The sequence below is a fragment of the Streptomyces sp. NPDC090127 genome (assembly GCF_044746945.1).
GTDB lineage: Bacteria > Actinomycetota > Actinomycetes > Streptomycetales > Streptomycetaceae > Streptomyces.
Genome location: NZ_JBIVDE010000010.1, coordinates 17,975 through 43,590 on the forward strand (window position 1 = coordinate 17,975; position 25,616 = coordinate 43,590).

Consider the following 25,616-nt stretch of genomic DNA (forward strand, 5'->3'; position numbering starts at 1 on the left):
GGCCGCAGCGCGAGGCGGTACGGTGGGGCGTGAAGGATGCGGCTACGCGGTCCGAGGAGGGAGCCACCGATGATTCTGCTCCGTCGCCTGTTGGGTGACGTGCTGCGTCGGCAGCGCCAGCGCCAGGGCCGTACTCTGCGCGAAGTCTCCTCGTCCGCCCGAGTTTCGCTCGGCTATCTCTCCGAGGTGGAGCGGGGGCAGAAGGAGGCATCCTCCGAGCTGCTCTCCGCGATCTGCGACGCGCTTGACGTACGGATGTCCGAGCTCATGCGCGAAGTGAGCGACGAGCTGTCGCTGGCCGAACTGGCCGAGTCGGCAGCGGCGAGCGAACCGGTGCCTGGGCCGGTGCGCCCGATGCTCAATTCGGTGTCGGTGACGTCGGTGGCCGGTGTGCCCGGCGAGCGGGTGACCATCAAGGCGCCCGCGGAAGCGGTCGACGTCGTCGCTGCCTGAACCGAAGTGGGCTAAAGCCCCGGAGGTGTCCCGTTACGGGCGCCCACCGGGGCTTTAGTCGTTTCCGGTGGACTTTCGGACGCGTTCGGCGTGGGTGTTTGAGATGCCCGAATCAGGTGATCCGTGCATGGTGGGGAAACGTTCGACTGGTTGGAGAACACACATGTCCGTCGTGAAGACTTCGCTGTCCGAGGCCGACCTCAAGACGGTCGGCGACGCTCTGCAGGGCGCGTTGGTCGACCTCGTCGACCTCGCCCTGGTGGCCAAGCAGGTGCACTGGAACGTGGTGGGACCCCGGTTCCGCTCGGTCCACCTCCAGCTCGACGAGGTCGTGGTCACGGCGCGACAGCACTCCGACGTCGTGGCCGAGCGCGCCTCGGCCGTGGGCGTCAACCCGGACGGCAGGGCGGCCTCGGTGGCCGCGGGGACGGCCATCGGCACGGTGCCGTCGGGCTGGATCAAGGACGTGGAGGCCGTGAAGATCCTGGTCGACGCCCTCGGTGCGGTCATCGCCCGGATGCGGGAGCGGATCGAGGTCACGGACGAGCCGGACCCGGTCACCCAGGACATCCTCATCGGTCTGACCGCCGACCTCGAGAAGCACGCGTGGATGTTCCAGGCGGAAAGCGCCTAGGCGTGCAGCCCGGCAGGATGTCGACGCCGTGCGCGCGGTGCGCCGGGTATGCCCCCGGTGCGCCCTCCCGCCGGGCGATACGACCGGTCTAGCGTCGATCGCGGGAGGCGGCCATGGTACGGCGACGGGTTCCGCCGGTGACGCTCGTGTGGATGGCGGGCGCGCTGGTGGTCGGCGGGCTGTGGTGGTGGGCGGTGTTGCGGCTGGTGCTGGTCCCCGAGCAGTCGGGGCTGGTCGAGGGCGCGGTCGCGGCCGGTGGCTGGGGGCTGAGTCTCCTGCCGGTGCACGTGACGGCGTCGCCCGCCGCCTCGAGCGGTCCGACGCGGATGCGTCCCGCGCACGCCGGGCGGGTCACCAGGGCATCGCGACGCCGCCGTTGGGGCGGAGGATCTGACCCGTCGTGAACGAGGCGGCATCGGACGCGAGGTGGAGCACCGCGTGTGCGATGTCCTCCGGTTCGCCCACCCTGCCCAAGGGGGAGTGGCGGACCATGGCCGTCTCGGCCTGCTGCTGTGCGCCGGGTTCGTGGCGGTCGGTCATCGGTGTACGGATCCATCCCGGGGCGATCGCGTTGACGCGGATGCCGTGCCGGCCGACCTCGGTGGCCAGGGTCTTGGTCAGCTGGACGACGGCGGCCTTGGTGACGCTGTAGCAGAGAAGACCCGGGCTCGCGGTGTCCATGGCGCCCGACGCCATCGTGACGATGGAGCCCCGGGTCCCGCTCGCGATCATCGAGCGCGCGGCTTCCTGGCAGGCGTACAGGACCCCCTTGAAGTTGACCGCGAGGACGCGGTCGAGGTCCTCGTCGCGGGTCTCCAGGACGGTGCTGGTGTGCATGATCCCGGCGACGGCGACCATCGTGTGCAGCGGGCCCGCGGCGGCCACAGCCGCGGCGAGCGCGGCGCGGTCGGTGACGTCGAGGACGTGGACCCGTGCGGTGCCGCCCCGCTCGGTGACGAGTGTCGAGGTCTCGTGGAGGCCGGGCTCGTCGCGGTCCGCGCAGTGCACGGTGGCGCCCGCCTGGGCGAGGAGCGTGGCGGTCGCGCGGCCGATGCCGCTCGCGGCTCCGGTGACGAAGGCGGTGCGGCCGGTGAAGTCGTACGCCGTGAGGGCCATGAGCGGACCGTACGACCGGATCTGACGGTGCGTCAATTGGTGCGAACGGTTTCGGCGGTGGGGCCTTTCTGGCAGCCGGGGCACCAGTACGAGACGCGGTCGTCCGGTGTGGAGCGGCTCGCGGGCGGCCCGAAGCGTCGGACGGCGATGCCGCAGCGCAGACAGGGGCGGTTCACACGTCCGTACACGTAGAGGTTGTTCCGCGGGTGCCGGGCCGTGGTGGTGCGCCGTTCGACGCGGTCCTTGTTCGCCTCCAGGAGGCGGTGGGCGGTGGCGACCAGGCGCTCGGGGACACCGGGCGGGAGTTCGCCGACCGGCAGCCACGGGGTGACGGCGGCCAGGAAGGCCAGCTCCGCCTTGAACACATTGCCGATGCCCGCCAGGTTCCGCTGGTCGAGAAGGGCCTCGCCGAGCGGGCGGCCGGGGTCGGCGGTGAGACGGCGGACGGCCTCCACCGGGTCCCAGTCCGGGCCGAGGAGATCAGGGCCCAGATGGCCGACCACATTCTCCTCCTCGGCCGTGCGGATCAGCTCCAGGAACGGGAGCCGGTAGCCGACGGCGGCGTGCTCGGTGGTGGCCAGGATCGCCCGGATCTGGTGCTCCGGGCCGCCGCGCCAGCGCTCACCGGTGGCGAACACCCGCCAGGCACCCTCCATCCGCAGATGGGAGTGGAGGGTCAGACCACCCTCGAAGCGGGTCAGGAGGTGCTTGCCGCGTGGTGTCACGTCCAGGACGGAGCGGCCGGTGAGATCGGCGGTGGCGAACCGGGGCACGCGCAGGTCCGACCGGGTCAGGACGCGCCCCGCCAGTGCCTCGTGCAGGCGGTGGGCGGTCCGCCAGACCGTGTCTCCTTCAGGCATGACTCCATGATGGATCGGGCGGCGGCGTGGGGGCGGTTGCCGAGGCGTCGGGGTGGTTCACGGGCGCAGGCGCAGCCCCCTCGGGGTGGCGTGGAAGCCGGCGTGCTCCAGGGAGCGGGCGAGCGGCGAGGTGAGGGCCGTGGCTCCGTTGACCCGCTCCACCGTGACCGTACCGAGCGAGCCCGCGAGCGCGGCCGAGGCCAGGGACTCGGCCGCGGCTCTCAGGGCCGGATCCTCGGGGTCCTCCGGCCAGCACAGCAGGGTCTTGCCGCCGCGCTCCATGTAGAGCGTGAGCTCGCCGTCGACCAGGACGACCATGGACCCCGCCTTCCGGCCCGGCTTGTGCCCCGCCCCGCTCGGCGGCTCCGGCCAGGGCAGCGCCGCTCCGTACGCGTTGGCCGGGTCGGCGGCGGCGAGGACCACCGCGCGGGGGCCCGCACCCGCCTCCGCGCCGCGGTCGCGGGCGGTCGCGGAGGCGCGCAGCCGGTCCACTGCCCCGTCCATCGCGAACTGGGCCGCGCCCAGCCCCTCCACCACATAGCCGCGCCGCGCCTGCCCGCTGTCCTCGAAGGCGGCCAGGATGCGGTACGTCGCCGAGAAGCCGCCCTCGACCCCTTCGGCGGCGACGGCGCCCCGGGTGACCACGCCGTGCCGATCGAGCAGCGTACGGGCGAGGGCGTGGGCGCGGTGGGTCGCCTCCGGCTCGAGCGGCGGGAGCAGCGACCAGCGGCCGCTGACCGTGGGTGGGCCCGTGCGGGACGTGGGGCGGGCGGACGCGGTGAGCGTGCCGTAACGGCCGCGGGGGATCGTCCGCTTGGCGCGATGGGCGGTGGATCCCGCCGTACGGCCTGAGCCGAGCAGGGAGCGCAGCGGGGCGAGGGTGTCGTTGGTGAGCCGGCCCGACCAGGCCAGGTCCCAGAGGGCGTCGGCCAGTTGGGGGTCGGTGGCGTCCGGGTGCGTGGTGGCCCGCACCTGGTCGGCGATCTGACGGAAGAACAGGCCGTATCCCCCGGACAGGGCGGTCAGCACCGACTCGTGGAGCGCGGTCTGCTCCAGCGGATGCGGTGGCGGGAGCAACAGGGGCGCCGCGTCGGCCAGATAGAGCGAGACCCAGCCGTCCTTTCCGGGCAGGGCGCCGGCGCCGGCCCAGACGACCTCGCCGGTCGTGGTCAGCTCGTCGAGCAGGGCGGGGGAGTAGTCCCTGACCCGGGACGGCAGGATCAGCTTCTCCAGGGCCGAGGCGGGCACGGGCGCGCCCTGCAACTGCTCGACGGCGCGGGCCAGTCCGTCGATCCCGCGCAGGCTGTTGCTCGCCAGGTGCTGCCACTGGGGCAGGAACGTGGCGAGCGCGGCCGGGGGCACCGGCTCCAGCTCGTGCCGGAGGGCGGCGAGCGAGCGGCGGCGCAGGCGGCGCAGCACGGCCGCGTCGCACCACTCCTGGCCGATCCCGGAGGGATGGAACTCGCCCTGCACGACCCGGCCCGCGGCCGCCAGGCGCTGGAGGGCGCCGTCGGTGACGGCTGCGCCGAGGCCGAAGCGGGCGGCGGCCGCGGAGGAGGTGAACGGTCCGTGCGTGCGCGCGTGGCGGGCCAGGAGATCGCCGAGGGGGTCCTTCACCGGCTCCGTGAACGCCTCGGGCACCCCCACCGGCAGGGCCGTGCCGAGGGCGTCCCGCAGCCGGCCGGCGTCCTCGATCGCCGCCCAGTGCTCGGTGCCGGCGATCCGGACCCGGATCGCGCGGCGGGCGGCCCCCAGCTCGCGGGCCCAGGCGGGCTCTCCGCCGCGCTCGGTCAACTCGGCCTCGGTGAGCGGTCCGAGGACGCGCAGCGCGTCGGCCACGCCCTCGGCGTCCTTGATCCTGCGGTCCTCCTTGAGCCACTGGATCTCCTGCTCCAGCTCCGTCAGGACGTCGGCGTCGAGCAGCTCGCGCAGCTCGGCCTGGCCGAGCAGCTCGGCGAGAAGGCGGGAGTCCAGGGAGAGGGCGGCGGCCCGCCGCTCGGCGAGCGGGGAGTCTCCCTCGTACAGGAACTGGGCGACATAGCCGAAGAGCAGGGAGCGGGCGAACGGCGACGGCTCCGGGGTGGTGACCTCGACGAGCCGGACGCGGCGGGACTCGATGTCGCCCATCAGCTCTTCGAGGCCGGGGACGTCGAAGACGTCCTGGAGGCACTCGCGGACCGCTTCCAGGACGATCGGGAACGACCCGAACTCGCTCGCCACCTGGAGCAGCTGGGACGCCCGCTGGCGCTGCTGCCAGAGCGGGGTCCGCTTGCCCGGATTGCGCTTGGGCAGCAGCAGGGCGCGCGCGGCGCACTCGCGGAAGCGGGAGGCGAACAGGGCGGACCCGCCGACCTGGTCGGTGACGATCTGGCTGATCTCGCCCTTGTCGAACAGGGCGTCGGCCGCGCCGATCGGGGCCTTGTCGGAGTCGTACGTGGTGTCCAGATGGCGTCCGGGGTCGACCGGCTCCTCGTCCAGCAGGTCGAGGCCCATCATGTCGGCGTCCGGCAGCCGCAGCACGATGCCGTCGTCGGCGTGCATCACCTGCGCGTCCATGCCGTACCGCTCGGCGAGCCTGGCCCCCAGCGCCAGCGCCCACGGGGCGTGCACCTGGGCTCCGAAGGGGGAGTGGATGACGACCCGCCAGTCACCGAGCTCGTCCCGGAACCGCTCCACCAGGATCGTCCGGTCGTCCGGCACATGGCCGCAGGCCTGGCGCTGCTCGGTGAGATACGCCAGGACGTTGTCGGCGGCCCAGGCGTCCAGGCCGGCGGCGACCAGGCGCAGCCGGGCGTCCTCGGTCTCCAGGGAGCCGACCTCGCGCAGGAACGCGCCCACCGCGCGCCCCAGTTCGAGCGGGCGGCCCAGCTGGTCGCCCTTCCAGAACGGCAGCCTGCCGGGCACTCCGGGGGCCGGGGAGACCAGGACGCGGTCCCGGGTGATGTCCTCGATGCGCCAGGAGGTGGTGCCCAGCGTGAAGACGTCGCCGACCCGGGACTCGTACACCATCTCCTCGTCCAGCTCGCCGACCCGGCCGCCGCCCTTCTTGGGGTCGGAACCGGCGAGGAAGACGCCGAAGAGGCCCCGGTCGGGGATCGTGCCGCCGGACGTGACGGCGAGGCGCTGCGCGCCAGGACGGCCCGTGACCGTGCCGGTCACCCGGTCCCAGACCACGCGCGGGCGCAGCTCGGCGAAGGCGTCCGAGGGATACCGCCCGGCCAGCATGTCGAGGACGGCCGTGAACGCGGACTCGGGCAGCGAGGCGAACGGCGCGGCCCGGCGGACCGTCGCCAGCAGGTCGTCCACCTGCCAGGTGTCCAGGGCGACCATCGCCACCAGCTGCTGGGCCAGGACGTCCAGCGGATTCGCCGGAACGCGCATCGACTCGATCGATCCGCTGCGCATCCGCTCCGTGACCACGGCCGCCTGGACCAGGTCGCCTCGGTACTTCGGGAACACCACACCCGTCGACACGGCGCCGACCTGGTGTCCGGCGCGGCCCACCCGCTGGAGCCCCGAGGCGACCGACGGCGGCGACTCGACCTGCACGACCAGGTCCACCGCTCCCATGTCGATGCCCAGCTCCAGGCTGGAGGTGGCCACGACGGCGGGCAGCCGGCCCGCCTTCAGGTCCTCCTCGACCTGGGCCCGCTGCTCCTTGGAGACCGAGCCGTGGTGGGCGCGGGCGAGAAGCGCGGGCGCTCCCTGGGCCGCGCCGGACTGCGCCATGATCTGGGCGGGCGGGCCGTCGTCGGGCATCGGCTCGCCCGTCGCGCGTTCGTACGCGATCTCGTTGAGCCGGTTGCACAGCCGCTCCGCCAGTCGGCGGGAGTTGGCGAAGACGATCGTGGAACGGTGGGCCTGGACGAGATCGGCGATGCGCTCCTCGACCTGGGGCCAGATCGAGGGCTTGTCGCCGCCGTCCTTGCCCTCCGAGGCCGGGGAGCCGCCCAGCTCTCCCATGTCCTCGACGGGGACGACCACCGACAGGTCGAACTCCTTGCCGGAGGGTGGCTGGACGATCTCCACCCTGCGCTGCGGGGAGAGATAGCGGGCGACCTCGTCCACCGGCCGGACCGTCGCGGACAGGCCGATCCGGCGGGCCGGGCGGGGCAACAGCTCGTCGAGCCGCTCCAGGGACAGCGCGAGGTGCGCGCCGCGCTTCGTCCCGGCGACCGCGTGGACCTCGTCAAGGATCACCGTCTCGATGCCGGTGAGTGCGTCCCGGGTGGCGGAGGTCAGCATCAGGAAGAGCGACTCGGGGGTCGTGATCAGGATGTCCGGGGGCTTCGTCGCCAGCGCGCGGCGCTCGGCGGGCGGCGTGTCACCGGAGCGGATACCGACCTTGACGTCCGGCTCGGGCAGCCCGAGCCGCACCGACTCCTGGCGGATGCCGGTCAACGGGGACCGCAGATTGCGCTCGACGTCGACGGCCAGGGCCTTCAGCGGCGAGACGTACAGCACCCGGCAGCGCTTCTTCGGGTCCGCCGGCGGCGGCGTGGACGCCAGCTGGTCCAGGGAGGCGAGGAAGGCGGCCAGCGTCTTGCCGGAGCCCGTCGGCGCGACCACGAGCACGTCCGAGCCCGCGCCGATGGCCTGCCAGGCGCCCTCCTGCGCGGCGGTGGGCGCGTGGAAGGCCCCGGCGAACCAACCACGGGTCGCGGGGGAGAACGATTCGAGCGCGGACCTGACCATGCCACCCATCGTGCACCCCGCCACTGACAACCGCCCGGACCTGGGGAGATCCCGCTCGTGGCGGGGGAGGGCGGTGACGCAGAATGGAGGCATGGCGACTGCGGAACGCGCACGGTACTGGAGGTACGAGGAGCTGCCCGGCGTCGACCTGCTGCACGCCCACTACGTGCGCAAGGCCTTCGCCCGGCACACCCACGAGACCTTCGTCTTCGCCGCGATCACCGACGGCGTGGAGGCCTTCCACTACCGCGACCGGCTGGTGCAGGCAGGGCCAGGGCAGATCGCCCTGGTCAACCCGGACACCCCGCACACCGGGCACGCGGGCGTGCCCGAGGGCTGGACGTACCGCACGATCTACCCCGACGCCGAGCTGATCCGCTCCATCGCCGCCGACACGATCGCGCTGCGCGGAGACGTCGGCTTCACCGACCCGGTCGTGGACGATCCGTACGCCGCCCAGCTCGTCATCGGGGTCCACCGGGCCGCCGAGGAGGGTAACGCGCTGGCCGCCGACAGCCTGCTGCGCCTGGTCACCGCGAGGATGCTGCGCAGCCACGGAGGCCGGACAGCCCCGCTCGCCCCCCGCTCGGCGGGGGCCCGCAACGCGGCACACGCGCGTGCCGTCCTGGAGGAGCGGATGATCGACCCGCCCACCCTGGAGCGCCTCTCCGCCGACCTCGGCACCAGCCCCTTCGCGCTGCTGCGGGCCTTCCGGGACGCGTACGGGATGCCGCCGCACACCTGGCTCACCGACGCGCGCGTGCGGCGGGCCCGGCGGCTCCTCGACACCGGGACGGCACCGGCGGAGGCGGCCGCGGCCGTCGGCTTCACCGACCAGTCGCACCTCAACCGGCATTTCGTACGGAGCGTGGGTGTCCCGCCGGGGGCGTATCAGCGCTCGCGGCGGGCGGGGTAGGCACGGCGGGGGCGGGGCCTACCCCGGGGCAGAGGGGCAGGGGCGGTGCGCCGGCGGCCGAGGGCGCAAGAACGTACAAGACCGCGCGCGGGCGGGCCCGTACTGTCGCTGACGTGGCAGAACAGACAGCACCCCCCGTCATACGGGAGGCGACCAAGGCGGACTCGGCGGTCGTGCGCGACGCGCTCGGAGTCGGGATCGCGGTCGGCCTCTCGGGCTTCGCCTTCGGAGTGACGTCCGCGGGCTCCGGACTCAGCCTCCTCCAGACCTGCGCGCTCAGCCTGCTCGTCTTCACCGGCGCCTCGCAGTTCGCGCTGGTGGGAGCGTTGGCGGCCGGCGGAAACCCCTTCACGGCCGCGGCCGGCGCCTTCTTCCTCGGCACCCGTAACGCGTTCTACGGGCTGCGCCTCTCGCAGCTCCTCGCGCTGCCGCGCGCGGTCAGGCCCCTCGCGGCGCAGTGGGTCATCGACGAGACGGCCGCCGTGGCGCTGGCCCAGCCGACGCGGCGGGCAGCGCGGATCGGCTTCACCGTCACCGGCCTCACGCTCTACGTGCTGTGGAACCTGACGACGTTCCTCGGCGCCCTCGGCGCGGAGGCCATCGGTGACACGAAGGCCTGGGGCCTCGACGCCGCGGGTCCCGCCGTCTTCCTCGCGCTCCTCGCGCCCATGCTGAAGACGGCGACGGAGCGGTACACGGCCGGGCTGGCGGTCCTGCTCGGCCTCGGGCTGCTGCCGGTGCTGCCCGCGGGTGTCCCCGTCCTGGCGGCGGCCCTGGCGGCACCGGCGGTGCTGTGGCTGCGGGGGCGCCGGCTGGGGGACGGGACGTCCACGCCCGCGGCAGGACCAGGAACAGGAGCTAGGGCCGGGACAGGGGCAGGACCAGGAACAGGAGCTAGGGCCGGGACTGTGGGCAAGGAGTCGCAGAAGGAGAAGGGTCAGGACCGATGACCGTCTGGATCGCGATCGGCCTCACGGTCGTCGGCTGCTACCTTGTCAAGCTGCTCGGGCTCCTGGTCCCGGCGGGGGCCCTGGAGCGACCGCTCGTCCAACGCCTGTCGGCGCTGCTCCCGGTCGCCCTGCTCGCGGCGCTCACCGCCCAGCAGACCTTCGGAGCGGGCACGGCCCTGACCCTCGACGCCCGCGCGGCGGGTGTCGCCGCGGCGGCCGTCGCGCTGGTCCTGCGCGCCCCCTTCCTGGTCGTCGTGGCCGTCGCCGTGGCCGTCACGGCAGGGGTGCGGGCTCTCGGCGGGTGAGCCGCCGGGCCCGCTCTCCGCAAGCGGCCGGAAAAACATCCGGCGGCCATGTCGAGAACCCGTGGCCGGCTCCGTCCCTGGGGTGAACGCGACCACAATGGACGCACCAGGACCGAGGAGAACGACCATGGCCAAGTACCTGATGCTCAAGCACTACCGCGGCGCTCCGGCTCCGGCCAACGACGTGCCGATGGACCAGTGGACGCCGGAGGAGATCTCGGCCCACGTGCAGTACATGCGGGACTTCGCCGACCGGCTCGAAGGGACCGGCGAGTTCGTCGACGGTCAGGCGCTCGCGCCCGAGGGGACGTGGGTCAGGTACGACGGCGAGGGGCGCCCGCCGGTCACCGACGGCCCGTTCGCGGAGACCAAGGACCTCATCGCCGGCTGGATGGTGATCGACGTCGACAGCTACGAGCGCGCCGTCGAGCTGGCCGGGGAACTGTCGGCCGCCCCCGGGGCGGGCGGGAAGCCGATCCACGAGTGGCTCGAACTGCGCCCGTTCCTGGCCGCGCAGCCCACCGTCACGGAGTGCCCGCATCGATGAACGAGGCCCTGCTGCGCAGCCTCAGCCCGAACGTGCTCGCCGTCCTCGTCCGCCGCGGAGCCGACTTCGCGGCGGCCGAGGACGCCGTGCAGGACGCCCTCGTCGAGGCGGTGCGCGTCTGGCCGGCCGACCCTCCGCGCGACGCGAAGGGCTGGCTGATCACCGTCGCCTGGCGCAAGTTCCTCGACGCGACCCGGGCGGACACCGCCCGGCGTCGCCGGGAGGACATCCTCGACGAGGAACCGCCGCCCGGTCCGGCGCCCGCCGAGGACGACACCCTCCAGCTGTACTTCCTGTGCGCCCACCCGGCGCTGACGCCGTCGTCGGCGGTCGCGCTCACGCTGCGCGCCGTCGGAGGACTGACCACCCGCCAGATCGCCCAGGCCTACCTGGTGCCCGAGGCGACCATGGCGCAACGCATCAGCCGGGCGAAGCGCACGGTCTCCGGCGTGCGGTTCGACCGGCCCGGCGATGTCGCCACCGTGCTGCGCGTCCTCTACCTGGTCTTCAACGAGGGCTACTCCGGCGACGTCGACCTCGCCGCCGAGGCCATCCGGCTCACCCGGCAGCTCGCTGCCCAGGTCGACCACCCCGAGGTGGCGGGGCTGCTCGCCCTCATGCTGCTCCACCACGCCCGGCGTACCGCACGCACCGCGCCCGACGGCAGCCTGGTGCCCCTCGCCGAGCAGGACCGCGGCCGGTGGGACACGCGGCTGATCGCCGAGGGGGTCGCGATCCTCCAGGCGGCCCTGGCCCGCGACCGGCTGGGCGCGTTCCAGGCCCAGGCCGCCATCGCGGCGCTGCACGCCGACGCGCGCGTCGCCGAGGAGACCGACTGGGTGCAGATCGTCGAGTGGTACGACGAGCTCACGCGTCTGACCGACAGCCCCGTCGTACGGCTCAACCGCGCGGTCGCCGTCGGTGAGGCCGACGGACCGCGCGCCGGCCTGGCCGCGCTCGCCGAACTGGACGACTCGCTCCCCCGTCACACCGCCGTCGCGGCGTACCTCCACGAACGCGACGGCGACCTGGCGACGGCCGCGCGGCTGTACGCCGAGGCGGCCCACCACGCACCCAACCTCCCCGAGCGCGACCACCTGACGCGTCAGGCGGCCCGGCTCAACGCCCGTCGGCGTGGCTGAGGCGTAGGCGTCTTCGGTGCCCGGAAGGGCGGCGGCGACCGAGCGCCGCTGCCGTTGGTGCGCGGGGCCGCCGGTGTCCGGGGCCGCCGGTGGCCGGGGCCGCCAGTGCGCGGGGCGACTGTCGATCGGGCGCCTGTCGATCGGGTGTCAGTGGATCGGGGCGCCGCGTCAGTCGATCGGGGGGGCGCTTGTCGATCGGGGGCGCGCCGCGTCAGTCGACCGGGCGGCTGTCGACAGGGGAGCGCCGGTTTCAGTCGATCGGGCGGCCGTGCGCGCGCAGCGTGCGCAGCGCCTCGATCGTCACGATCGGCCGCGCCTCCAGCGCCGTGCCCGGGGCCCACTGGCGCCAGGTGACCGGCCATCCGCCGTCCTCCTGCTGGGCGGAGGCCAGGCGGTCCAGCGAGCGGGCCATCTCCTCGTCCGTGAACCAGAGGCGGGCCAGCGAGTCGGGCACGCGCGCGTAGTCGTACGGGTAGTGGTGCTCCTCGGGCGCGTACCCGGGCGCCACCGGGAAATCGTCGAGCCGCCCCGGATCCAGGACCGCCAGCCGCTGGTCCCGGACCAGGCGCCCCAGCCGGTCGGCCACCGCCTGCGCCCGCGACCGGTCCGGGACCCCGTCCAGGAAGGCGACGGCGGCCTCGATCTCGTACGGGTGCGACTTCTCCAGCGACTCGACCGCCGACCAGCAGAACTCGGTCGCCCGGAACAGCCAGGCGTGCCACACCTGGTTCCGGTGGAGCAGGCCGACCACGGGGCCGGTGGAGAGCAGAGCGCTGGGCGGGGCGTCGACGATCGGCACGAACGGGGCGGCCGGGTAGCCGCGCTGGGACGGGTGGACGGCGGGCAGCGCGCCGTCCAGCGTGGACACCTCGGTGAGGTAGCGGCAGATCCGCTCGACCCGCAGGCCGCCGCAGCGGCCGATGGAGTCCAGGACCCGCAGCGCGTGCCCGGTGTGCAGGGGCTGGCTGACCGGGCCGCGGAGGTCCGGTTCGAGGGCGTGGCCGTAGCCGCCGTCCTCGTTGAGGTAGGCCGAGAGCGCCACCTCGACGGGTTCCGCGCCGCCGCGCAGGAAGTGGTAGGCGAACCGGCGCTGTTCGAGCACACGGGCCGTCAGCCAGACGAAGTGCTCGGCACGCGCGCGGGGTGTGGAGTGCGGAGCCGTGAGAGGAGTTCCAGCCATGGTCCGACCGTAGGGTGCCCGGGACGTGTGACAAGGCTTACCGGCCGGGCTGCACTCTTGGGAGCGGGATACTGGGGTCATGCGGTTGACGATTTTCTGGGAGCGGATGGCGGACCACTTCGGAGGTTCCTACGCCGAATCCTTCGCGCGGGACCACGTGATGTCCGAACTGGGCGGTCGTACGGTGCATGAGGCACTGGACGCGGGGTGGGAGGCGAAGGACGTGTGGCGCGCGGTCTGCGCGGCCATGGACGTACCGGCCGACAAACGCTGACCGTGCCCGTCCGGGGAGCGGCGGCTTCCTCGTACGTCGGGCGCCGATCACGCCCGAGCCTCGTGTGACAGGCGGCGGCCGCGGCCTGGAGCCTCGTGCGATGCGTCGACCGTGTCCGACCTCTTGTGGGACATGTGCTGATCACGCCCGAGCCTTCCCGCGGCGGTCGCCGTCCGCGTCCGGCCCTCTGCGGCGGGTCGCCGTCCGCGTCCGATCCCCTCTGCGGTGGTTGCCGACCGCGTCCGAGCCTCTCTGCGGCGGTCGCCGACCGCGTCCGATCCCCTCTGCGACACGCGCTGATCGCGGTGACCGTGCGTCGACGCGCCCCGGCAGGGACGGAATGTCCGTGCGGTGCGCGAGACTGGCGGGGTGGCTCCGACTGACAACACCGACGCGACCGGCAGTGCGACCGGCAAGACGACCGCCGAGGGGACCCTCGACCAGGCTGTGACCGGGCGAACCCCGGAAGCGCGGTCGGAGGGGCGGTCCACGGTGGGCAGAGCCCCCGGGACGGCGTCCGGCGCGGCTCCCCGGCAGGGCGAGCCGACGCCCATGCCCCGCCAGGGAGATGCGACTCCGGCGCCGCGCCAGGGAGATCCGGCTCCGGCGCCGCGCCAGGGAGATCCGGCTCCGGCGCCGCGCCAGGGAGATCCGGCTCCGGCGCCCCGCCAGGGAGATCCGGCTCCGGCGCCCCGCCAGGAAGATGCGGCTCCCGCGTCCCGCCACGGAGATCCGGGGCCGGCGTCCCTCCAGGGTGATCCGGGGCCCGCGCCTCGCCAGGGTGACCCGACGCCCCCCGGCTCGACACCGCCGAGTTCGACTCCCGGGGCCGCGCCCTCCGGGCCCACGCCCGACGCCTCCGTGCCACCGCCGACGCGAGGCGGGATCCCGACCCCCGCCGACGGGCCCGCGACCGCCCCCACCGGAGGCGGCGCCGGTTCCGGCGGGCCCGGTTCCGGAGCGTCCGCCGGGCCCGCCGCCAGGATGCCCCGCTGGCTGCCCCGGGCCATGGTCCTCGCCCTCGCGCTCTTCGCCTGCTTCCAGCTCGGCAGTTGGGCGTTCCACCAGCTCATCGGGTTGCTCGTCAACATCCTCGTCGCGTTCTTCCTCGCCCTCGCCATCGAACCGGCCGTGGGACGCATGGCCGCGCGAGGCATGCGGCGAGGACTCGCCACGTTCCTCGTGTCCCTGGGCGTGGTGATCTTCGCCGTCGGCTTCGTCGTCCTGCTCGGTTCGATGCTCGCGGGCCAGATCGTCGACATGGTCGAGAACTTCCCCAAGTACCTCGACTCGCTGATCAACTGGATCAACCAGACGTTCCACACCGAGCTGTCCCGGGTCGAGGTCCAGGACAACATCCTGCGCTCCGACTGGCTCCAGAAGTACGTGCAGAACAGCGCCAGCGGCGTGCTGGACGTCTCCGCCACCGTCCTCGGCGGCCTGTTCAAACTGCTGACGATCTTCCTGTTCTCGTTCTACTTCGCCGCCGACGGCCCCCGGCTGCGCCGCGCGCTCTGCTCCGTCCTGCCGCCGGCCCGCCAGACCGAGGTCCTGCGGGCCTGGGAGATCGCCGTCGACAAGACCGGCGGCTACCTCTACTCCCGCGGCCTGATGGCCCTGATCTCCGGCGTCGCGCACTTCATCCTGCTGGAGATCCTGGGTGTGCCGTACGCGCCGGCGCTCGCCGTCTGGGTCGGCCTGGTCTCGCAGTTCATCCCCACCATCGGCACGTACCTCGCGGGTGCGCTGCCCATGCTGATCGCGTTCACCGTGAACCCCTGGTACGCCCTGTGGGTGCTCGTGTTCGTCGTGGTCTACCAGCAGTTCGAGAACTACGTCCTCCAGCCGAAGCTGACCTCCAAGACGGTGGACATCCACCCGGCGGTCGCGTTCGGCTCGGTGATCGCCGGTACGGCGCTGCTGGGTGCGGTCGGCGCGCTGATCGCGATCCCGGCCATCGCCACCCTCCAGGCGTTCCTGGGCGCGTACGTGAAGCGGTACGACGTGACCGACGACCCGCGCGTGCACGGGCACCGGCGCTACGGGGAGGCCGTCGTCACCCGACTCCAGAAGGCTCTCCACCACAAGAAGCACCAGGAACAGCAACAGCAACAGGGGCAGGGGGAGGGCGGTCAGACGCCGTCCGGCGAGGACGACAAGTGACACCTGGCCGGAGGACGTGCGTCGCCCTCCGGCCAGGTGGTCACCCACCGTCTCCGGGCCCCACCCCCGGCCGCCTCAGCGAGCGCGACCTCGGGCTCCGGCTTCTTGCTCAGCCGGTGCAGCACCGCACCCGCTGCACGTTTATCAGCGAGATGGTGTGGCCGAGCACGTCGTGCAGCTCCCGGGTGATCCGCCGCCGCTCCTCCGTGGCGCTCTGCCGGCCACGCGCCTCCAGCCCCCGCTCGGCGGCGAGGGCGCCGCAGCCGACTGCGATCAGGCCCCGGGCGATGACCGGCCGTTCAGGCGCGTCGGCGCTGCGAGGACGGGCGCGGCGGGCCCGCGTGGTGCGCTTGACACCAAAATCGAACATCCATTCTTATGGGATTCCGGCCCTTGGAATCGCGGGGTTGTGGGCGAGTTATCCACAGGTCGGAGGGACGTCGGCGCCCATTGTCAGTGGCAGGGGTTAGCGTCTTTCACATGAAGCGATCGACTCAAGCAAACCGGGTGGAACCCATGGCAGGTACCGACCGTGAGAAGGCACTCGAAGCCGCACTCGCGCAGATTGAACGGCAATTCGGCAAGGGTGCCGTGATGCGCATGGGCGACCGCACCCAGGAGCCGATCGAGGTGATCTCCACGGGCTCGACCGCCCTCGACATCGCGCTCGGTGTCGGCGGCCTGCCCCGCGGCCGTGTCGTGGAGATCTACGGCCCGGAGTCCTCCGGTAAGACGACCCTGACGCTGCACGCCGTGGCCAACGCCCAGAAGGCCGGCGGTCAGGTCGCCTTCGTGGACGCCGAGCACGCCCTCGACCCCGAGTACGCCAAGAAGCTCGGCGTCGACATCGACAACCTCATCCTGTCCCAGCCGGACAACGGTGAGCAGGCCCTCGAGATCGTCGACATGCTGGTCCGCTCCGGCGCCCTCGACCTCATCGTCATCGACTCCGTCGCCGCGCTCGTCCCGCGTGCGGAGATCGAGGGCGAGATGGGCGACTCGCACGTGGGTCTCCAGGCCCGACTGATGAGTCAGGCCCTCCGGAAGATCACCAGCGCGCTCAACCAGTCCAAGACCACCGCGATCTTCATCAACCAGCTCCGCGAGAAGATCGGCGTCATGTTCGGCTCGCCGGAGACGACGACCGGTGGCCGCGCCCTGAAGTTCTACGCCTCGGTGCGTCTCGACATCCGCCGTATCGAGACCCTCAAGGACGGCACGGACGCCGTCGGTAACCGCACCCGCGTCAAGGTCGTGAAGAACAAGGTCGCGCCGCCCTTCAAGCAGGCCGAGTTCGACATCCTCTACGGCCAGGGCATCAGCCGCGAGGGCGGTCTGATCGACATGGGCGTGGAGCACGGCTTCGTCCGCAAGGCCGGCGCCTGGTACACGTACGAGGGCGACCAGCTCGGCCAGGGCAAGGAGAACGCCCGCAACTTCCTCAAGGACAACCCCGACCTCGCCGACGAGATCGAGAGGAAGATCAAGGAGAAGCTGGGCGTCGGCGTCCGCCCGGGTGCCACTCCGGCCGAACCCGCCGCGGAGGCCACGGCCGGCGCCGAGGCCGCCGCCACGGACGACGCGGCCAAGGCCGCCCCGGCGGTCAAGGCCACCAAGGCGACGAAGGCTGCCCCGGCGGCCAAGAGCTGAGCCCGTGACCGGTCGCACCGAATGGCCGGGCGACAGCCCCGACTCGTCGAGGGCCGAGAAGGAGCTGTCGCCCCAGGATCCGGCTGAGCGGGCGCGGGCGATCTGCCTGCGCCTGCTCACCGGGACACCCCGCACGCGCAAACAGCTCGCCGACGCCCTGCGGAAGCGTGAGATCCCTGACGAGGTCGCCGAGGAGGTCCTCTCCCGCTTCGAGGACGTCGGGCTGATCAACGACGCCGCCTTCGCCGACGCCTGGGTGGAGTCCCGGCACCACGGGCGAGGACTCGCCCGCCGGGCCCTCGCCCGTGAGCTGCGCACCAAGGGCGTCGACCCGTCGCTCATCCAGGACGCGGTGGGGCAACTGGACACCGAGCAGGAGGAGAGCACCGCCCGCGAGCTCGTCGACCGCAAGCTCCGCGCCACCCGCGGCCTCGACCGGGACCGGCGGCTGCGCCGCCTCGCGGGAATGCTCGCCCGCAAGGGCTACCCCGAGGGCATGGCCCTCCGCGTCGTCCGCCAGGCGCTGGAGGCCGAGGGGGAGGATGCGGAGGGGCTGGACGAACCGTTCTAGTCGCTGGAGCGTCGGACCGCTGGGCCTCCGAGGCGCCGGGCGGGCCCGCCGGACCGTCGGGGCGCCGAGCCTCTGGGCTACCGGACCGCTGGACCTCCGATGCGCCGGGCTACCGGACCGCCGGGGCTCCGTGCCTCCGGGCCCGGAGGCCCGCCGAGCCTCCGGCCCGCCGAGCCTCCGGACCGTCCGCTCGGGGGCCGCCGTGCCGTCGGCTCGTACGCCCGGCGGGTCGCCGAACCACAGGCCCGTCCGCCCCATGGGTCGTCGTGCCTTCGGGTGCCTCCGGGCGCCTTCAGGCGCCTTCGGCCCGGGGGGCAGGCCTCGGCGCGCGGGAACGGGTCGGAGCCGCGCTCGGCGGCTTCGTGAACGGGCGTCCTTGCTACGGCGTCGTCCCCGGCAGCAGGACCGGGAGGCCCGCCGCCTTCCACGCCTGGAAGCCGCCGATCACGTCCGTCGCCCGGTGCAGCCCCAACTGCCGCAGTGACGCCGCCGCCAGCGAGGACGCGTACCCCTCGTTGCAGAACACCACCACCCGCAGGTCATGGCTGTCCGCCTCCGGGGCGCGGTGGCTGCCCCACGGGTCGAGCCGCCACTCCAGCTCATTGCGCTCCACGACCAGCGCGCCCGGAATCAGTCCGTCCCGCTCGCGCAGCGCCGCGTACCGGGTGTCGACGAGGAGCGCGTCACCTGCCTCGTACGCCTCGTGGGCCACCCGGGGCTCGATCCGGTCCAGTCCCGACCGGACCCGCTCGAGGAACTCGTCGATCCCCACCCGCTCGTCTGTCTGGTGCTCACTCACTGCCAGTCCTCCGGACGCTCGACCTGCTCAAGACGGAGCACCGCGCCCGACCGGCTGAAGCGCCGGATCAACGGGAGCGGCGGGTAGTACGCGTGGACCGACACGGCGTGCCTGTCGGGGGAATCGTTGAGCACCTCGTGCACATGGTGCTGACCGAAGGCGCGCCCCTTGCCCGCCGACAGGTGCCGCTCCCGGTCGACCCCGTCGGCCAGTTCGAGGGTCTTCCAGCCGTCGGACGGCAGCCGTACCGCGAGGGAGTTCTCCCGCAGGGTGCCGCGCGCCGTGGTGAAAGCGCCGTGCGACTCGGCGTGGTCGTGCCAGCCCGTGCCCGTGCCGGGCGGCCAGCCGATCAGCCACGCCTCGCTGCCGCCCGGGCCGTCGAGCCGCACCCAGGTACGGCCCTCCGGATCGAGCGGGAGGGAGTCGATCAGCTCGTCGTCCGCCGCCGTCCGACGGACGAAGTCCAGCAGAGCGGCCGCCGTCGGCGCGGCGGCGGGACGAACGCCGGAGCGTACGGAAGGGGGCACGGCAGAGACGGGGGGCACGGCAGAGACGGGGGGCACGGCAGAGACAGGGGAGACGCGCTGGGCCGGGGAGACTTGCTGGGGCACGGAGAACCGTCCTGGAGTTCGCGGTGAGAAGCGCGCGACAGCCACGCCGACTTCGGTCGGCGGCCAAGGTCACGCGAAGAGAGGGGCGAATTCAGCAGGACGGGCGACACACGCAGCCCGCGAAACGGAGGAGATCCATATGGACCCTCCGCCACAGGCGCACATCGGTGTCGGTCACGCTCCGGAGTACACCATGTGCGCCCGCGAGGGTCAATTGATGTCCGCAGTACGGTCGCTCGGCGTGGACCCCCGGGTGAGCGCCCGTGCCGGGGCCCCGCTCCCCGCCGGCTCCGCCTTCCCGCCCCGCGTCGCGTCCGCCGCCGCGTACAGCTCGTCCGGCCGGACCCCTGGGAACGAGGCGACCAGATGCCCGTCAGGACGTACCAGCAGCACGGTGTGGGCCACCGCGCCCGGGTAGGCCTCCGTCACGAGCAGCTCGGCCTTCACCGGTAGGGCCCGTACCGCCTCCGCGAGCCGGGGCATCACCCCCGCGCTCACCCAGTGCCGCCGGTCCCACACACCCGTACCGGGCGCCACGAGCACCACGAGGAGCCGCCCCTGACCGAGCCGGTCCCGGAGCCGTACCGTCGTACCGTCGGGCGCCGTCACGCGTACGTCCTCCACCGGCGCACCCGCCCCCGTGCTCACCGCGCTCCGTGACGCTCCGGCGTCCTGGGGCGCGAGAGGGGAGTGCGGGTACGCGGGGGGCGCCCCCAGCGGGCCACGCCCCAGGTGACCGTCCGTCAACAACACGTCGTGGCTGCGGGCCCCGCCGGGCAGGTACGTCCGCAGGCCCCCGCCGCCGCGCAGCACCGGAAGCGACTGGTCGGCGGCGCGCAGCCGGGAGGCGACGGCGGCCCGCCGCTCGCTCTGGTAACTGTCGAGCAGCGTTTCCGAGGCGCCGTGGTGCCAGGCGTACGCGAGCTTCCAGGCCAGGTTGTCGGCGTCACGCAGCCCCTCGTCGAGGCCCTGCGTGCCCACCGCGCCCAGCAGATGCGCCGCGTCGCCCGCCAGGAACACCCGGTCCACGCGCCAGCGCCGCGCGAGGCGGTGGTGCAGCGTGTGGACACCGGTGTCGATCAACTCGTACGGCGGAGTCGTCCCGCCGCACCAGCCGGCCAGCGTGTCGCGGATCTTGGTGACGAGCGCGTCGGGGGTGACGAGGTCACCCCGGGCCGGTAGCAGCCAGTCGATCCGCCAGACCCCGTCCGGCAGCGGACGGGCCGTGACCTCCTCGCCGCCGCCGCGCCACGGTGGCTGACGGTGCAGCACGGCCTCGCCGGGCCAGGGGAGTTCGGTGCGCAGCGCGGCGACCGCGTGCCGTTCCACCGCCGTACGCCCGGGGAAGCGGATCGAGAGCAGCTTGCGGACGGTGGAGCGGGCGCCGTCGCAACCGACCAGATGGCTGCCGCGCCACCAGGTCCCACTCGACCGGGAGCCGGACCCGGACCCAGTCCCGGCCCCGGACCCAGTCCCGGCCCCGGACCCAGTCCCGGAGACGGCCCCAGCCCCAACCCCGGCCCCGGACCCAGTCCCGGAGACGGCCCCAGCCCCAACCCCGGACCCGGACCCAGTCCCGGCCCCAGCCCCAACCCCGGAGACGGACCCAGCCCCGGCCCCGGACCCGGCCCCGGACCCAGCTCCAGCCCCAACCCCGGACCCCGCGCCGCGCGTGTGTGCCGTGACCCCGTGCGCGTCCTGTTCGATCGTGTCGAGGCGGACGTCGGTGACGAGCTGGACGAGCTCCTGCCCGGCGATCGCGTCGCGCAGACCGCGCGCGAGGGCGTGCTGCGGAATGTGCAGCGGGGCCGGCGGGCCGCCCTCGTCGTCACTCTCCGTCTCTCCCAGACCGAGGCTGAGCTCGATGTGCCTCATCTGTTGCCTGCGTCGCACGGACCGCCAACCGACCCACCGGACCCCCTCGTCACGCAGGGTGGTGCAACCCAGCCGCTCGACCATCGCGGCCATGTCCGCGCGCAGGACGACCGTGCGGGCGGGGCGTGGATCCTCCTTGCCGGGACCCTCGTCGAGCACGATGCTCGGTACTCCCTGCGAGGCCAGGGCAAGGGAGAGCGCGAGGCCCACGGGCCCCGCGCCGACGATGATCACCGGGTCCACGGCGCGGCTCCTGAAGGCCGTTCGGTCATGCGGGTAGCACAGCGAAGTGTGGCGCGAGCCCGGTGCGTGATCACAGAACGTATGCAACCCATTGCGGGTGCTTGCGTCAAGCGACGGGGGCAGCGGCGCGACGCCACTGCCCCCGGATGATGTCACATACTGTCAGTTCTTCGTGATACCGGTCCCGTCGGGCCCGTCGCCCGCACCGCCGGCCGTGGTGCCGAAGGCCTGCCCGGCGTCGGCGCCGAGCACGACCTCCTGGGCCGCGGCGTCGGGAACGTGGATCCCGGTCTTGGCCCGCCGCCCCCGCTTCTCGATCCAGGTGGCGAGCGCGGAGAGCGCCAGACACAGCGCGATGTAGATGGCGCCGAAGACCACGATGGTGGAGACGTACGGGTACTGGCCGTTGACCTGCGTGTTGGAGGCGATCAGACGGGCCGAGTACAGCAGCTCGGGGTAGAGGATCACGAAGCCGAGCGAGGTGTCCTTCAGGGTGACCACCAGCTGGCTGATGATCGTCGGCAGCATCGCCCGGACGGCCTGCGGCATCAGGACGCTCATCATGACCTGGGTCTTGCTCATGCCCAGGGCGTACGCGGCCTCGCGCTGCCCCTTCGGCACGGAGTTTACGCCGGCCCGGAGCACCTCGGCCTGGACGCAGCCGTTGTAGATCGACAGGCCGATGGCCAGCGCCCACAGCGAGTAGTCGATCAGGAAGGCGAACCACACGGCGAAGATCGTGATCAGTAGCGGGATGGAGCGGAAGACCTCGATGAAGCCGGTGGCCACCACACGGATCGGTGCGTGGTCGGAGAGCCGCGCCACGGCCAGCAGCACACCGAGGACGAGCGAGCCGACGGCCGCGAGGCCGAAGGCCTTGAGGGTGGCGACGAGCGCGTCGGCGATGTTCTGCCGGATGCCCGCGTAGTTGAAGATGTCCCACATCGCGGGGTCGAGGTGGCCCTTGTCGGCCAGCCGGACCACGCTCACGGCGAGGAGCGCGACGATGGCGAGGGTGCCCACGACGGCGTAGATCCGGTTACGGACACGCGCCTTGGGGCCCGGGGTGTCGAAGAGAACGCTGGCACTCATCGGGCGACCTCCATGCGGCGCTCCAGGAGACGGAAGATCCCGCTGATGGTGAAGGTGACGACGAGGTACGCGATGGCCACCCACAGGAAGATGGCGCCGATGGCGTAGCCCTGCTCGCTCATCAGCGTCTGCCAGCCGAAGAGTTCGGTGACGCTGAACGCGCCCGCGATGGCCGAGTTCTTGGTGAGCGCGATGAAGATCGAGCTCAGCGGGGGCAGCACGGTCCGGGTGGCCTGCGGCAGCACGATCATCCGCAGCGTCTGCGAGAAGGTCATGCCGAGCGACCGGGCGGCCTCCGCCTGCCCGATCGGCACGGTGCTGATGCCGGAGCGGACCGCCTCGCAGATGAACGCGGAGGTGTAGAAGCCGAGCGCGAGCGAACCCAGCACGAAGGGGCTCATGCCCGGGAACAGGATCTCCGGGACGACGAAGAACGAGACGAGGAAGAGCAGCGTCAGGGGGGTGTTGCGCAGCAGCGTCACCCAGGCGGTGCCGAAGAAGCGCAGCGGGGGGATGGGCGAGACCCGGAAGCCGGCGATGACGATGCCGAGGACCAGCGCGATGACCGAGCTGACGGCGGTGATCGACACGGTTCCTATGAAGCCGTCGCGGAACTCCGGGAAATGGTCGAGCAGTACGTTCATGAGGTCTCCGCGTCGGCGGTCAGCGGCTTACGGGCAGGGGAGCGGCGTACGGGCTGCGGCGTACGGGCACGGAAGCGGCGGCGTACGGGCAGGGGGAGCGGCGCCCCGTACTCCCGTACGGGGCGCTCGACTTCAGGCGAGGATCAGTAGCGGACGAGCGCCGGCGGCTCGGTGTACTCGGAGCCGGACAGACCCAGAGTCGCCTCGTAGATCTTCTTGTACGTGCCGTCCTTGATGTTGGCCTCGAGGATGTCGCTGATCTTGTCGCGCAGGACCTTGTCGTCCTTGTTCATGCCGACGCCGTAGGGCTCCTCGGTGAACGGCTTGCCCACGACCTTGAGCTTGCCGGCGTTGGCGGCGGCGTAGCCCTTGAGGATCGCGTCGTCGGTGGTGACGGCGTCGACCTGCTTGGTGAGCAGCTGCTGCACGCAGTCGGAGTACTTGCCGAGCTCGACGGTCTGGGCGCCGTACTCGGGCTTCTTGATCTCCTGCAGCGGGGTGGAGCCCGTGATGGAGCAGACCTTCTTGCCCTTGACGGACTGCGGACCGGTGATCGCGGTCTCGTCCTTGCGGACCAGGAGGTCGGCGCCGGCCTTGTAGTACGGACCCGCGAAGCCGACCTGCGCCTTGCGCTTGTCGTTGATCGTGTACGTACCGACGTAGTAGTCGATCTTGCCGGCGGAGATCGTCGACTCACGGGACTTCGAGTCGATGGTCTCCCACTCGATCTTGTCCTCGGTGAAACCGAGGCCCGCCGCGATCATCTTGGCGATCTCGACGTCGAAGCCGGACCGCTCCTTGGTGGACTGGTCCTCGAAGCCCAGGTACGGCTGATCGGCCTTGGAGCCGATGAGCAGCTTCCCGCGCTTCTGCGCCTCCTTGAAGGTGGGCGACTCCAGCTTCACATCGGTGGCGACGATGTACTTGGGGAGCTGCGGGGCGCTCGAATCGCCGGGCTTCACGGCGGGCTTGTCGCCGGCGGAGCCTTCCTTGCCACCGCAGGCGGTCGCGGTGAGGGCGAGCACGGCGACGGCCACGGCCGCGGACTTGCGGAGCTTCATGGTGAACATCCCTTGATTCGTGGGTTGTTGTCGGCAGGGTGAATCATGCGGGCTGACCGTCGTCAGTGGTGCAGGATTTTCGAAAGGAAGTCCTTGGCACGGTCGCTGCGCGGGTTGCTGAAGAACTCGTCCGGCGTCGCCTGTTCGACGATCTTGCCGTCCGCCATGAAGACCACGCGGTTGGCGGCGGAGCGGGCGAAACCCATCTCGTGGGTGACGACCACCATCGTCATTCCGTCGCGCGCCAGCTGCTGCATGACCTCAAGGACCTCGTTGATCATCTCGGGGTCGAGCGCGGAGGTCGGCTCGTCGAAGAGCATGACCTTCGGGTCCATCGCCAACGCCCGCGCGATCGCGACACGTTGCTGCTGACCGCCGGAGAGCTGCGCCGGGTACTTGTCCGCCTGAGTGCCGACACCCACCCGGTCGAGCAGCGCGCGGGCCTTGGTCTCGGCGGCCTTCTTCTCCGTCTTGCGGACCTTGACCTGGCCCAGCGTCACGTTCTCCAGCACGGTCTTGTGCGCGAAGAGATTGAAGGACTGGAAGACCATGCCGACGTCGGCGCGCAGCCGGGCCAGCTCCTTGCCCTCCTGGGGCAGCGGCCGGCCGTCGATCGTGATGGCGCCGGAGTCGATCGTCTCCAGGCGGTTGATGGTGCGACACAGTGTGGACTTGCCGGAACCCGAAGGCCCGATCACGACCACGACCTCGCCACGGGCGATGGTCAGGTCGATGTCCTGGAGCACATGCAGCGCGCCGAAGTGCTTGTTCACGTTGGACAGCACGACCAGGTCGCCCGCCGCCGCTACGGCGTCTTCCGAGCCCTTGGTCACTGACACTCCGCTCATCGGCTTCTTGCTCCGTCCTCCTCGGTTGGGGAGGACACTAGGCACGCCGTACGACGAGCGTCATTACATCTGAGCGGAAATTGAGGATAACGATACGGCCTCAACCGGACACACTGCGTGAAGGGGACTCTCGGTGGCGTACCGGGTCCATAACAGAAACCCCGGGTTGACAGGGGGAGACTTGACTGTGACGGCGACCATCGGCGTTCATGCCCTGGTACACAGAAAGCCATCGCGCGTCACCATCCCATGATCACGAAGCCACCGGAGGGGGGCCATGAGACTCCTGCTCGTCGAGGACGACGACCACGTAGCCGCGGCCCTGTCCGCCGTACTGGCGAAGCACGGCTTCGCGGTCACGCACGCCCGCAACGGCGAGGAGGCGCTCCAGGCGGTGCTGCCCACCGCCCACGGCGAGCGCCCGTCGTTCGGGGTGATCCTGCTCGACCTCGGCCTGCCCGACCAGGACGGCTACCAGGTCTGCGGCCGGATCCGTAAGCTCACCACCACCCCCGTGATCATGGTGACGGCGCGCGCCGACGTACGGTCGCGGATACACGGCCTCAACCTCGGGGCCGACGACTACGTGGTCAAGCCGTACGACACCGGGGAGCTGCTCGCCCGGATCCACGCCGTCAGCAGGCGCACGGCCGCCGGCGACGAGGCCGGCTCGGCCGGTGAGGACACCGCGCTGCGGCTCGGCTCGGTCGTCATCGAGCTGCCCACCCGCCGGGTCAGCGTCGACGGCACGCCCGTCCCGCTCACCCGCAAGGAGTTCGACCTGCTGGCCCTGCTCGCCCAGCGGCCCGGTGTGGTCTTCCGGCGCGAACAGATCATCAGCGAGGTCTGGCGCACCAGTTGGGAAGGGACCGGACGCACCCTCGAAGTGCATGTCGCCTCGCTCCGCTCCAAGCTGGCGATGCCGGCCCTGATCGAGACCGTCCGCGGCGTCGGCTACCGCCTGGTCGCCCCGGCCGCCTAGCCGAC

At 72.3% G+C, this 25,616-nt stretch carries 25 protein-coding genes and 2 pseudogenes; 13 read left to right on the forward strand and 14 right to left on the reverse strand.

The annotated features are described in order from the left end of the window. Nucleotides 1-69: 69 nt before the first annotated feature. The 3 genes from ACIPPS_RS30340 (at nt 70) to ACIPPS_RS30350 (ending at nt 1,491) form a co-directional block, all read left to right on the forward strand. Complete coding sequence (locus tag ACIPPS_RS30340) at nt 70-453, forward strand: helix-turn-helix domain-containing protein (RefSeq protein ID WP_401438649.1); 384 nt, start codon at nt 70-72, stop codon at nt 451-453. Between the two features lie 163 nt (nt 454-616). Further along, the gene (locus tag ACIPPS_RS30345) at nt 617-1,087 is read left to right on the forward strand and encodes a Dps family protein (protein WP_401438652.1); all 471 of its coding nucleotides are present in this window, start codon (nt 617-619) and stop codon (nt 1,085-1,087) included. A gap of 113 nt (nt 1,088-1,200) precedes the next feature. Continuing rightward, on the forward strand, nt 1,201-1,491 hold the full coding sequence (locus tag ACIPPS_RS30350) for a hypothetical protein (protein WP_401438655.1): 291 nt from the start codon (nt 1,201-1,203) through the stop codon (nt 1,489-1,491). Here ACIPPS_RS30350 and ACIPPS_RS30355 read toward each other — a convergent pair. From ACIPPS_RS30355 to ACIPPS_RS30365, 3 genes are read right to left on the reverse strand one after another with little or no spacing between them, the layout of a single operon-like run. Continuing rightward, on the reverse strand, nt 1,439-2,203 hold the full coding sequence (locus tag ACIPPS_RS30355) for an SDR family NAD(P)-dependent oxidoreductase (protein WP_401438658.1): 765 nt from the start codon (nt 2,201-2,203) through the stop codon (nt 1,439-1,441). The genes ACIPPS_RS30350 and ACIPPS_RS30355 overlap by 53 nt on opposite strands. Nucleotides 2,204-2,235: 32 nt before the next feature. Next, nucleotides 2,236-3,063, reverse strand: a complete 828-nt coding sequence (locus ACIPPS_RS30360) for an Fpg/Nei family DNA glycosylase (protein ID WP_401438661.1) — start codon at nt 3,061-3,063, stop codon at nt 2,236-2,238. A 57-nt stretch (nt 3,064-3,120) separates the two neighbouring features. Next, nucleotides 3,121-7,758 carry a DEAD/DEAH box helicase gene (locus ACIPPS_RS30365; RefSeq protein WP_401438664.1) on the reverse strand — a complete coding sequence of 1,546 codons (4,638 nt, stop codon included), beginning with the start codon at nt 7,756-7,758 and terminating at the stop codon, nt 3,121-3,123. Between the two features lie 91 nt (nt 7,759-7,849). Between ACIPPS_RS30365 and ACIPPS_RS30370 the strand changes: the two genes are divergently transcribed. The 5 genes from ACIPPS_RS30370 (at nt 7,850) to ACIPPS_RS30390 (ending at nt 11,618) form a co-directional block, all read left to right on the forward strand. Beyond that, the gene (locus tag ACIPPS_RS30370) at nt 7,850-8,674 is read left to right on the forward strand and encodes an AraC family ligand binding domain-containing protein (RefSeq protein WP_401438666.1); all 825 of its coding nucleotides are present in this window, start codon (nt 7,850-7,852) and stop codon (nt 8,672-8,674) included. Nucleotides 8,675-8,787: 113 nt separating this feature from the next. Continuing rightward, the gene (locus tag ACIPPS_RS30375; protein ID WP_401438669.1) at nt 8,788-9,624 is read left to right on the forward strand and encodes an AzlC family ABC transporter permease; all 837 of its coding nucleotides are present in this window, start codon (nt 8,788-8,790) and stop codon (nt 9,622-9,624) included. Beyond that, nucleotides 9,621-9,929 carry an AzlD domain-containing protein gene (locus tag ACIPPS_RS30380; RefSeq protein ID WP_401438672.1) on the forward strand — a complete coding sequence of 103 codons (309 nt, stop codon included), beginning with the start codon at nt 9,621-9,623 and terminating at the stop codon, nt 9,927-9,929. The genes ACIPPS_RS30375 and ACIPPS_RS30380 overlap by 4 nt, the downstream gene beginning before the upstream one ends. Before the next feature lie 127 nt (nt 9,930-10,056). Further along, the gene (locus ACIPPS_RS30385; protein ID WP_401438675.1) at nt 10,057-10,476 is read left to right on the forward strand and encodes a YciI family protein; all 420 of its coding nucleotides are present in this window, start codon (nt 10,057-10,059) and stop codon (nt 10,474-10,476) included. Then, complete coding sequence (locus tag ACIPPS_RS30390; protein WP_401438678.1) at nt 10,473-11,618, forward strand: RNA polymerase sigma factor; 1,146 nt, start codon at nt 10,473-10,475, stop codon at nt 11,616-11,618. Before ACIPPS_RS30385 ends, ACIPPS_RS30390 begins: the two co-directional genes overlap by 4 nt. Nucleotides 11,619-11,868: 250 nt before the next feature. Here the strand turns inward: ACIPPS_RS30390 and ACIPPS_RS30395 are convergent, their stop codons facing one another. Continuing rightward, on the reverse strand, nt 11,869-12,798 hold the full coding sequence (locus tag ACIPPS_RS30395) for a hypothetical protein (RefSeq protein ID WP_401438681.1): 930 nt from the start codon (nt 12,796-12,798) through the stop codon (nt 11,869-11,871). Nucleotides 12,799-12,877: 79 nt separating this feature from the next. On the opposite strand from ACIPPS_RS30395, the gene ACIPPS_RS30400 reads away from it, so the two are divergent. Both ACIPPS_RS30400 and ACIPPS_RS30405 read left to right on the forward strand, forming a co-directional pair. Continuing rightward, nucleotides 12,878-13,072, forward strand: coding sequence for a DUF3046 domain-containing protein (locus tag ACIPPS_RS30400; protein WP_361441542.1), 195 nt, complete (start codon nt 12,878-12,880; stop codon nt 13,070-13,072). A 984-nt stretch (nt 13,073-14,056) separates the two neighbouring features. Next, entirely contained in the window at nt 14,057-15,235 is a 1,179-nt protein-coding gene (locus ACIPPS_RS30405) for an AI-2E family transporter (protein ID WP_401438684.1), read from the forward strand. A 109-nt stretch (nt 15,236-15,344) separates the two neighbouring features. Here ACIPPS_RS30405 and ACIPPS_RS30410 read toward each other — a convergent pair whose 3' ends face one another. Beyond that, nucleotides 15,345-15,605, reverse strand: coding sequence for a histidine kinase (locus tag ACIPPS_RS30410; RefSeq protein ID WP_401438686.1), 261 nt, complete (start codon nt 15,603-15,605; stop codon nt 15,345-15,347). A 137-nt stretch (nt 15,606-15,742) separates the two neighbouring features. Here ACIPPS_RS30410 and recA point away from each other — a divergent pair, with 137 nt between their 5' ends. Both recA and recX read left to right on the forward strand, forming a co-directional pair. After that, nucleotides 15,743-16,885 carry a recombinase RecA gene (gene recA, locus ACIPPS_RS30415; protein ID WP_401438967.1) on the forward strand — a complete coding sequence of 381 codons (1,143 nt, stop codon included), beginning with the start codon at nt 15,743-15,745 and terminating at the stop codon, nt 16,883-16,885. A 4-nt stretch (nt 16,886-16,889) separates the two neighbouring features. Next, nucleotides 16,890-17,456, forward strand: coding sequence for a recombination regulator RecX (recX, locus tag ACIPPS_RS30420; RefSeq protein ID WP_401438688.1), 567 nt, complete (start codon nt 16,890-16,892; stop codon nt 17,454-17,456). Nucleotides 17,457-17,835: 379 nt separating this feature from the next. Here recX and ACIPPS_RS30425 read toward each other — a convergent pair whose 3' ends face one another. The 9 genes and pseudogenes from ACIPPS_RS30425 to ACIPPS_RS30465 form a co-directional block, all read right to left on the reverse strand. Beyond that, nucleotides 17,836-18,255, reverse strand: coding sequence for a rhodanese-like domain-containing protein (locus ACIPPS_RS30425; protein ID WP_401438691.1), 420 nt, complete (start codon nt 18,253-18,255; stop codon nt 17,836-17,838). Further along, nucleotides 18,252-18,800, reverse strand: coding sequence for a cysteine dioxygenase (locus tag ACIPPS_RS30430; RefSeq protein ID WP_401438694.1), 549 nt, complete (start codon nt 18,798-18,800; stop codon nt 18,252-18,254). The genes ACIPPS_RS30425 and ACIPPS_RS30430 overlap by 4 nt, the downstream gene beginning before the upstream one ends. Before the next feature lie 157 nt (nt 18,801-18,957). Beyond that, a complete protein-coding gene (locus ACIPPS_RS30435; RefSeq protein WP_361441868.1) occupies nt 18,958-19,044 on the reverse strand; it encodes a putative leader peptide in 87 nt (28 codons plus the stop codon). Between the two features lie 32 nt (nt 19,045-19,076). After that, nucleotides 19,077-20,288 (reverse strand): annotated as a pseudogene (locus ACIPPS_RS30440) (FAD-dependent monooxygenase); the annotation flags it as partial. A gap of 234 nt (nt 20,289-20,522) precedes the next feature. Next, nucleotides 20,523-20,984: pseudogene (locus tag ACIPPS_RS30445) on the reverse strand (FAD-dependent monooxygenase); the annotation flags it as partial. 162 nt (nt 20,985-21,146) lie between these two features. After that, the gene (locus ACIPPS_RS30450; RefSeq protein ID WP_401438697.1) at nt 21,147-22,076 is read right to left on the reverse strand and encodes an amino acid ABC transporter permease; all 930 of its coding nucleotides are present in this window, start codon (nt 22,074-22,076) and stop codon (nt 21,147-21,149) included. Further along, a complete protein-coding gene (locus ACIPPS_RS30455) occupies nt 22,073-22,720 on the reverse strand; it encodes an amino acid ABC transporter permease (RefSeq protein ID WP_401438700.1) in 648 nt (215 codons plus the stop codon). Before ACIPPS_RS30455 ends, ACIPPS_RS30450 begins: the two co-directional genes overlap by 4 nt. Nucleotides 22,721-22,863: 143 nt before the next feature. Continuing rightward, on the reverse strand, nt 22,864-23,781 hold the full coding sequence (locus tag ACIPPS_RS30460; protein ID WP_401438703.1) for a glutamate ABC transporter substrate-binding protein: 918 nt from the start codon (nt 23,779-23,781) through the stop codon (nt 22,864-22,866). 62 nt (nt 23,782-23,843) lie between these two features. Next, nucleotides 23,844-24,629, reverse strand: a complete 786-nt coding sequence (locus ACIPPS_RS30465) for an amino acid ABC transporter ATP-binding protein (protein ID WP_401438707.1) — start codon at nt 24,627-24,629, stop codon at nt 23,844-23,846. Between the two features lie 277 nt (nt 24,630-24,906). Here ACIPPS_RS30465 and ACIPPS_RS30470 point away from each other — a divergent pair, with 277 nt between their 5' ends. Then, nucleotides 24,907-25,611, forward strand: a complete 705-nt coding sequence (locus ACIPPS_RS30470) for a response regulator transcription factor (protein ID WP_401438710.1) — start codon at nt 24,907-24,909, stop codon at nt 25,609-25,611. Nucleotides 25,612-25,616 lie beyond the last annotated feature (5 nt).

Excerpts from the sequence above, each read along its gene's own strand:
- ACIPPS_RS30410 (WP_401438686.1), bottom strand. The coding sequence starts at position 15,605 with ATGTTCGATTTTGGTGTCAAGCGCACCACGCGGGCCCGCCGCGCCCGT.
- ACIPPS_RS30405 (WP_401438684.1), top strand. The coding sequence starts at position 14,057 with ATGCCCCGCTGGCTGCCCCGGGCCATGGTCCTCGCCCTCGCGCTCTTC.
- ACIPPS_RS30460 (WP_401438703.1), bottom strand. The coding sequence starts at position 23,781 with ATGAAGCTCCGCAAGTCCGCGGCCGTGGCCGTCGCCGTGCTCGCCCTC.
- ACIPPS_RS30390 (WP_401438678.1), top strand. The coding sequence starts at position 10,473 with ATGAACGAGGCCCTGCTGCGCAGCCTCAGCCCGAACGTGCTCGCCGTC.
- ACIPPS_RS30455 (WP_401438700.1), bottom strand. The coding sequence starts at position 22,720 with ATGAACGTACTGCTCGACCATTTCCCGGAGTTCCGCGACGGCTTCATA.
- ACIPPS_RS30400 (WP_361441542.1), top strand. The coding sequence starts at position 12,878 with ATGCGGTTGACGATTTTCTGGGAGCGGATGGCGGACCACTTCGGAGGT.
- ACIPPS_RS30365 (WP_401438664.1), bottom strand. The coding sequence starts at position 7,758 with ATGGTCAGGTCCGCGCTCGAATCGTTCTCCCCCGCGACCCGTGGTTGG.
- ACIPPS_RS30385 (WP_401438675.1), top strand. The coding sequence starts at position 10,057 with ATGGCCAAGTACCTGATGCTCAAGCACTACCGCGGCGCTCCGGCTCCG.
- ACIPPS_RS30345 (WP_401438652.1), top strand. The coding sequence starts at position 617 with ATGTCCGTCGTGAAGACTTCGCTGTCCGAGGCCGACCTCAAGACGGTC.
- ACIPPS_RS30350 (WP_401438655.1), top strand. The coding sequence starts at position 1,201 with ATGGTACGGCGACGGGTTCCGCCGGTGACGCTCGTGTGGATGGCGGGC.
- ACIPPS_RS30465 (WP_401438707.1), bottom strand. The coding sequence starts at position 24,629 with ATGAGCGGAGTGTCAGTGACCAAGGGCTCGGAAGACGCCGTAGCGGCG.
- ACIPPS_RS30340 (WP_401438649.1), top strand. The coding sequence starts at position 70 with ATGATTCTGCTCCGTCGCCTGTTGGGTGACGTGCTGCGTCGGCAGCGC.
- ACIPPS_RS30395 (WP_401438681.1), bottom strand. The coding sequence starts at position 12,798 with ATGGCTGGAACTCCTCTCACGGCTCCGCACTCCACACCCCGCGCGCGT.
- ACIPPS_RS30450 (WP_401438697.1), bottom strand. The coding sequence starts at position 22,076 with ATGAGTGCCAGCGTTCTCTTCGACACCCCGGGCCCCAAGGCGCGTGTC.
- ACIPPS_RS30360 (WP_401438661.1), bottom strand. The coding sequence starts at position 3,063 with ATGCCTGAAGGAGACACGGTCTGGCGGACCGCCCACCGCCTGCACGAG.
- ACIPPS_RS30355 (WP_401438658.1), bottom strand. The coding sequence starts at position 2,203 with ATGGCCCTCACGGCGTACGACTTCACCGGCCGCACCGCCTTCGTCACC.
- ACIPPS_RS30380 (WP_401438672.1), top strand. The coding sequence starts at position 9,621 with ATGACCGTCTGGATCGCGATCGGCCTCACGGTCGTCGGCTGCTACCTT.
- ACIPPS_RS30470 (WP_401438710.1), top strand. The coding sequence starts at position 24,907 with ATGAGACTCCTGCTCGTCGAGGACGACGACCACGTAGCCGCGGCCCTG.
- ACIPPS_RS30370 (WP_401438666.1), top strand. The coding sequence starts at position 7,850 with ATGGCGACTGCGGAACGCGCACGGTACTGGAGGTACGAGGAGCTGCCC.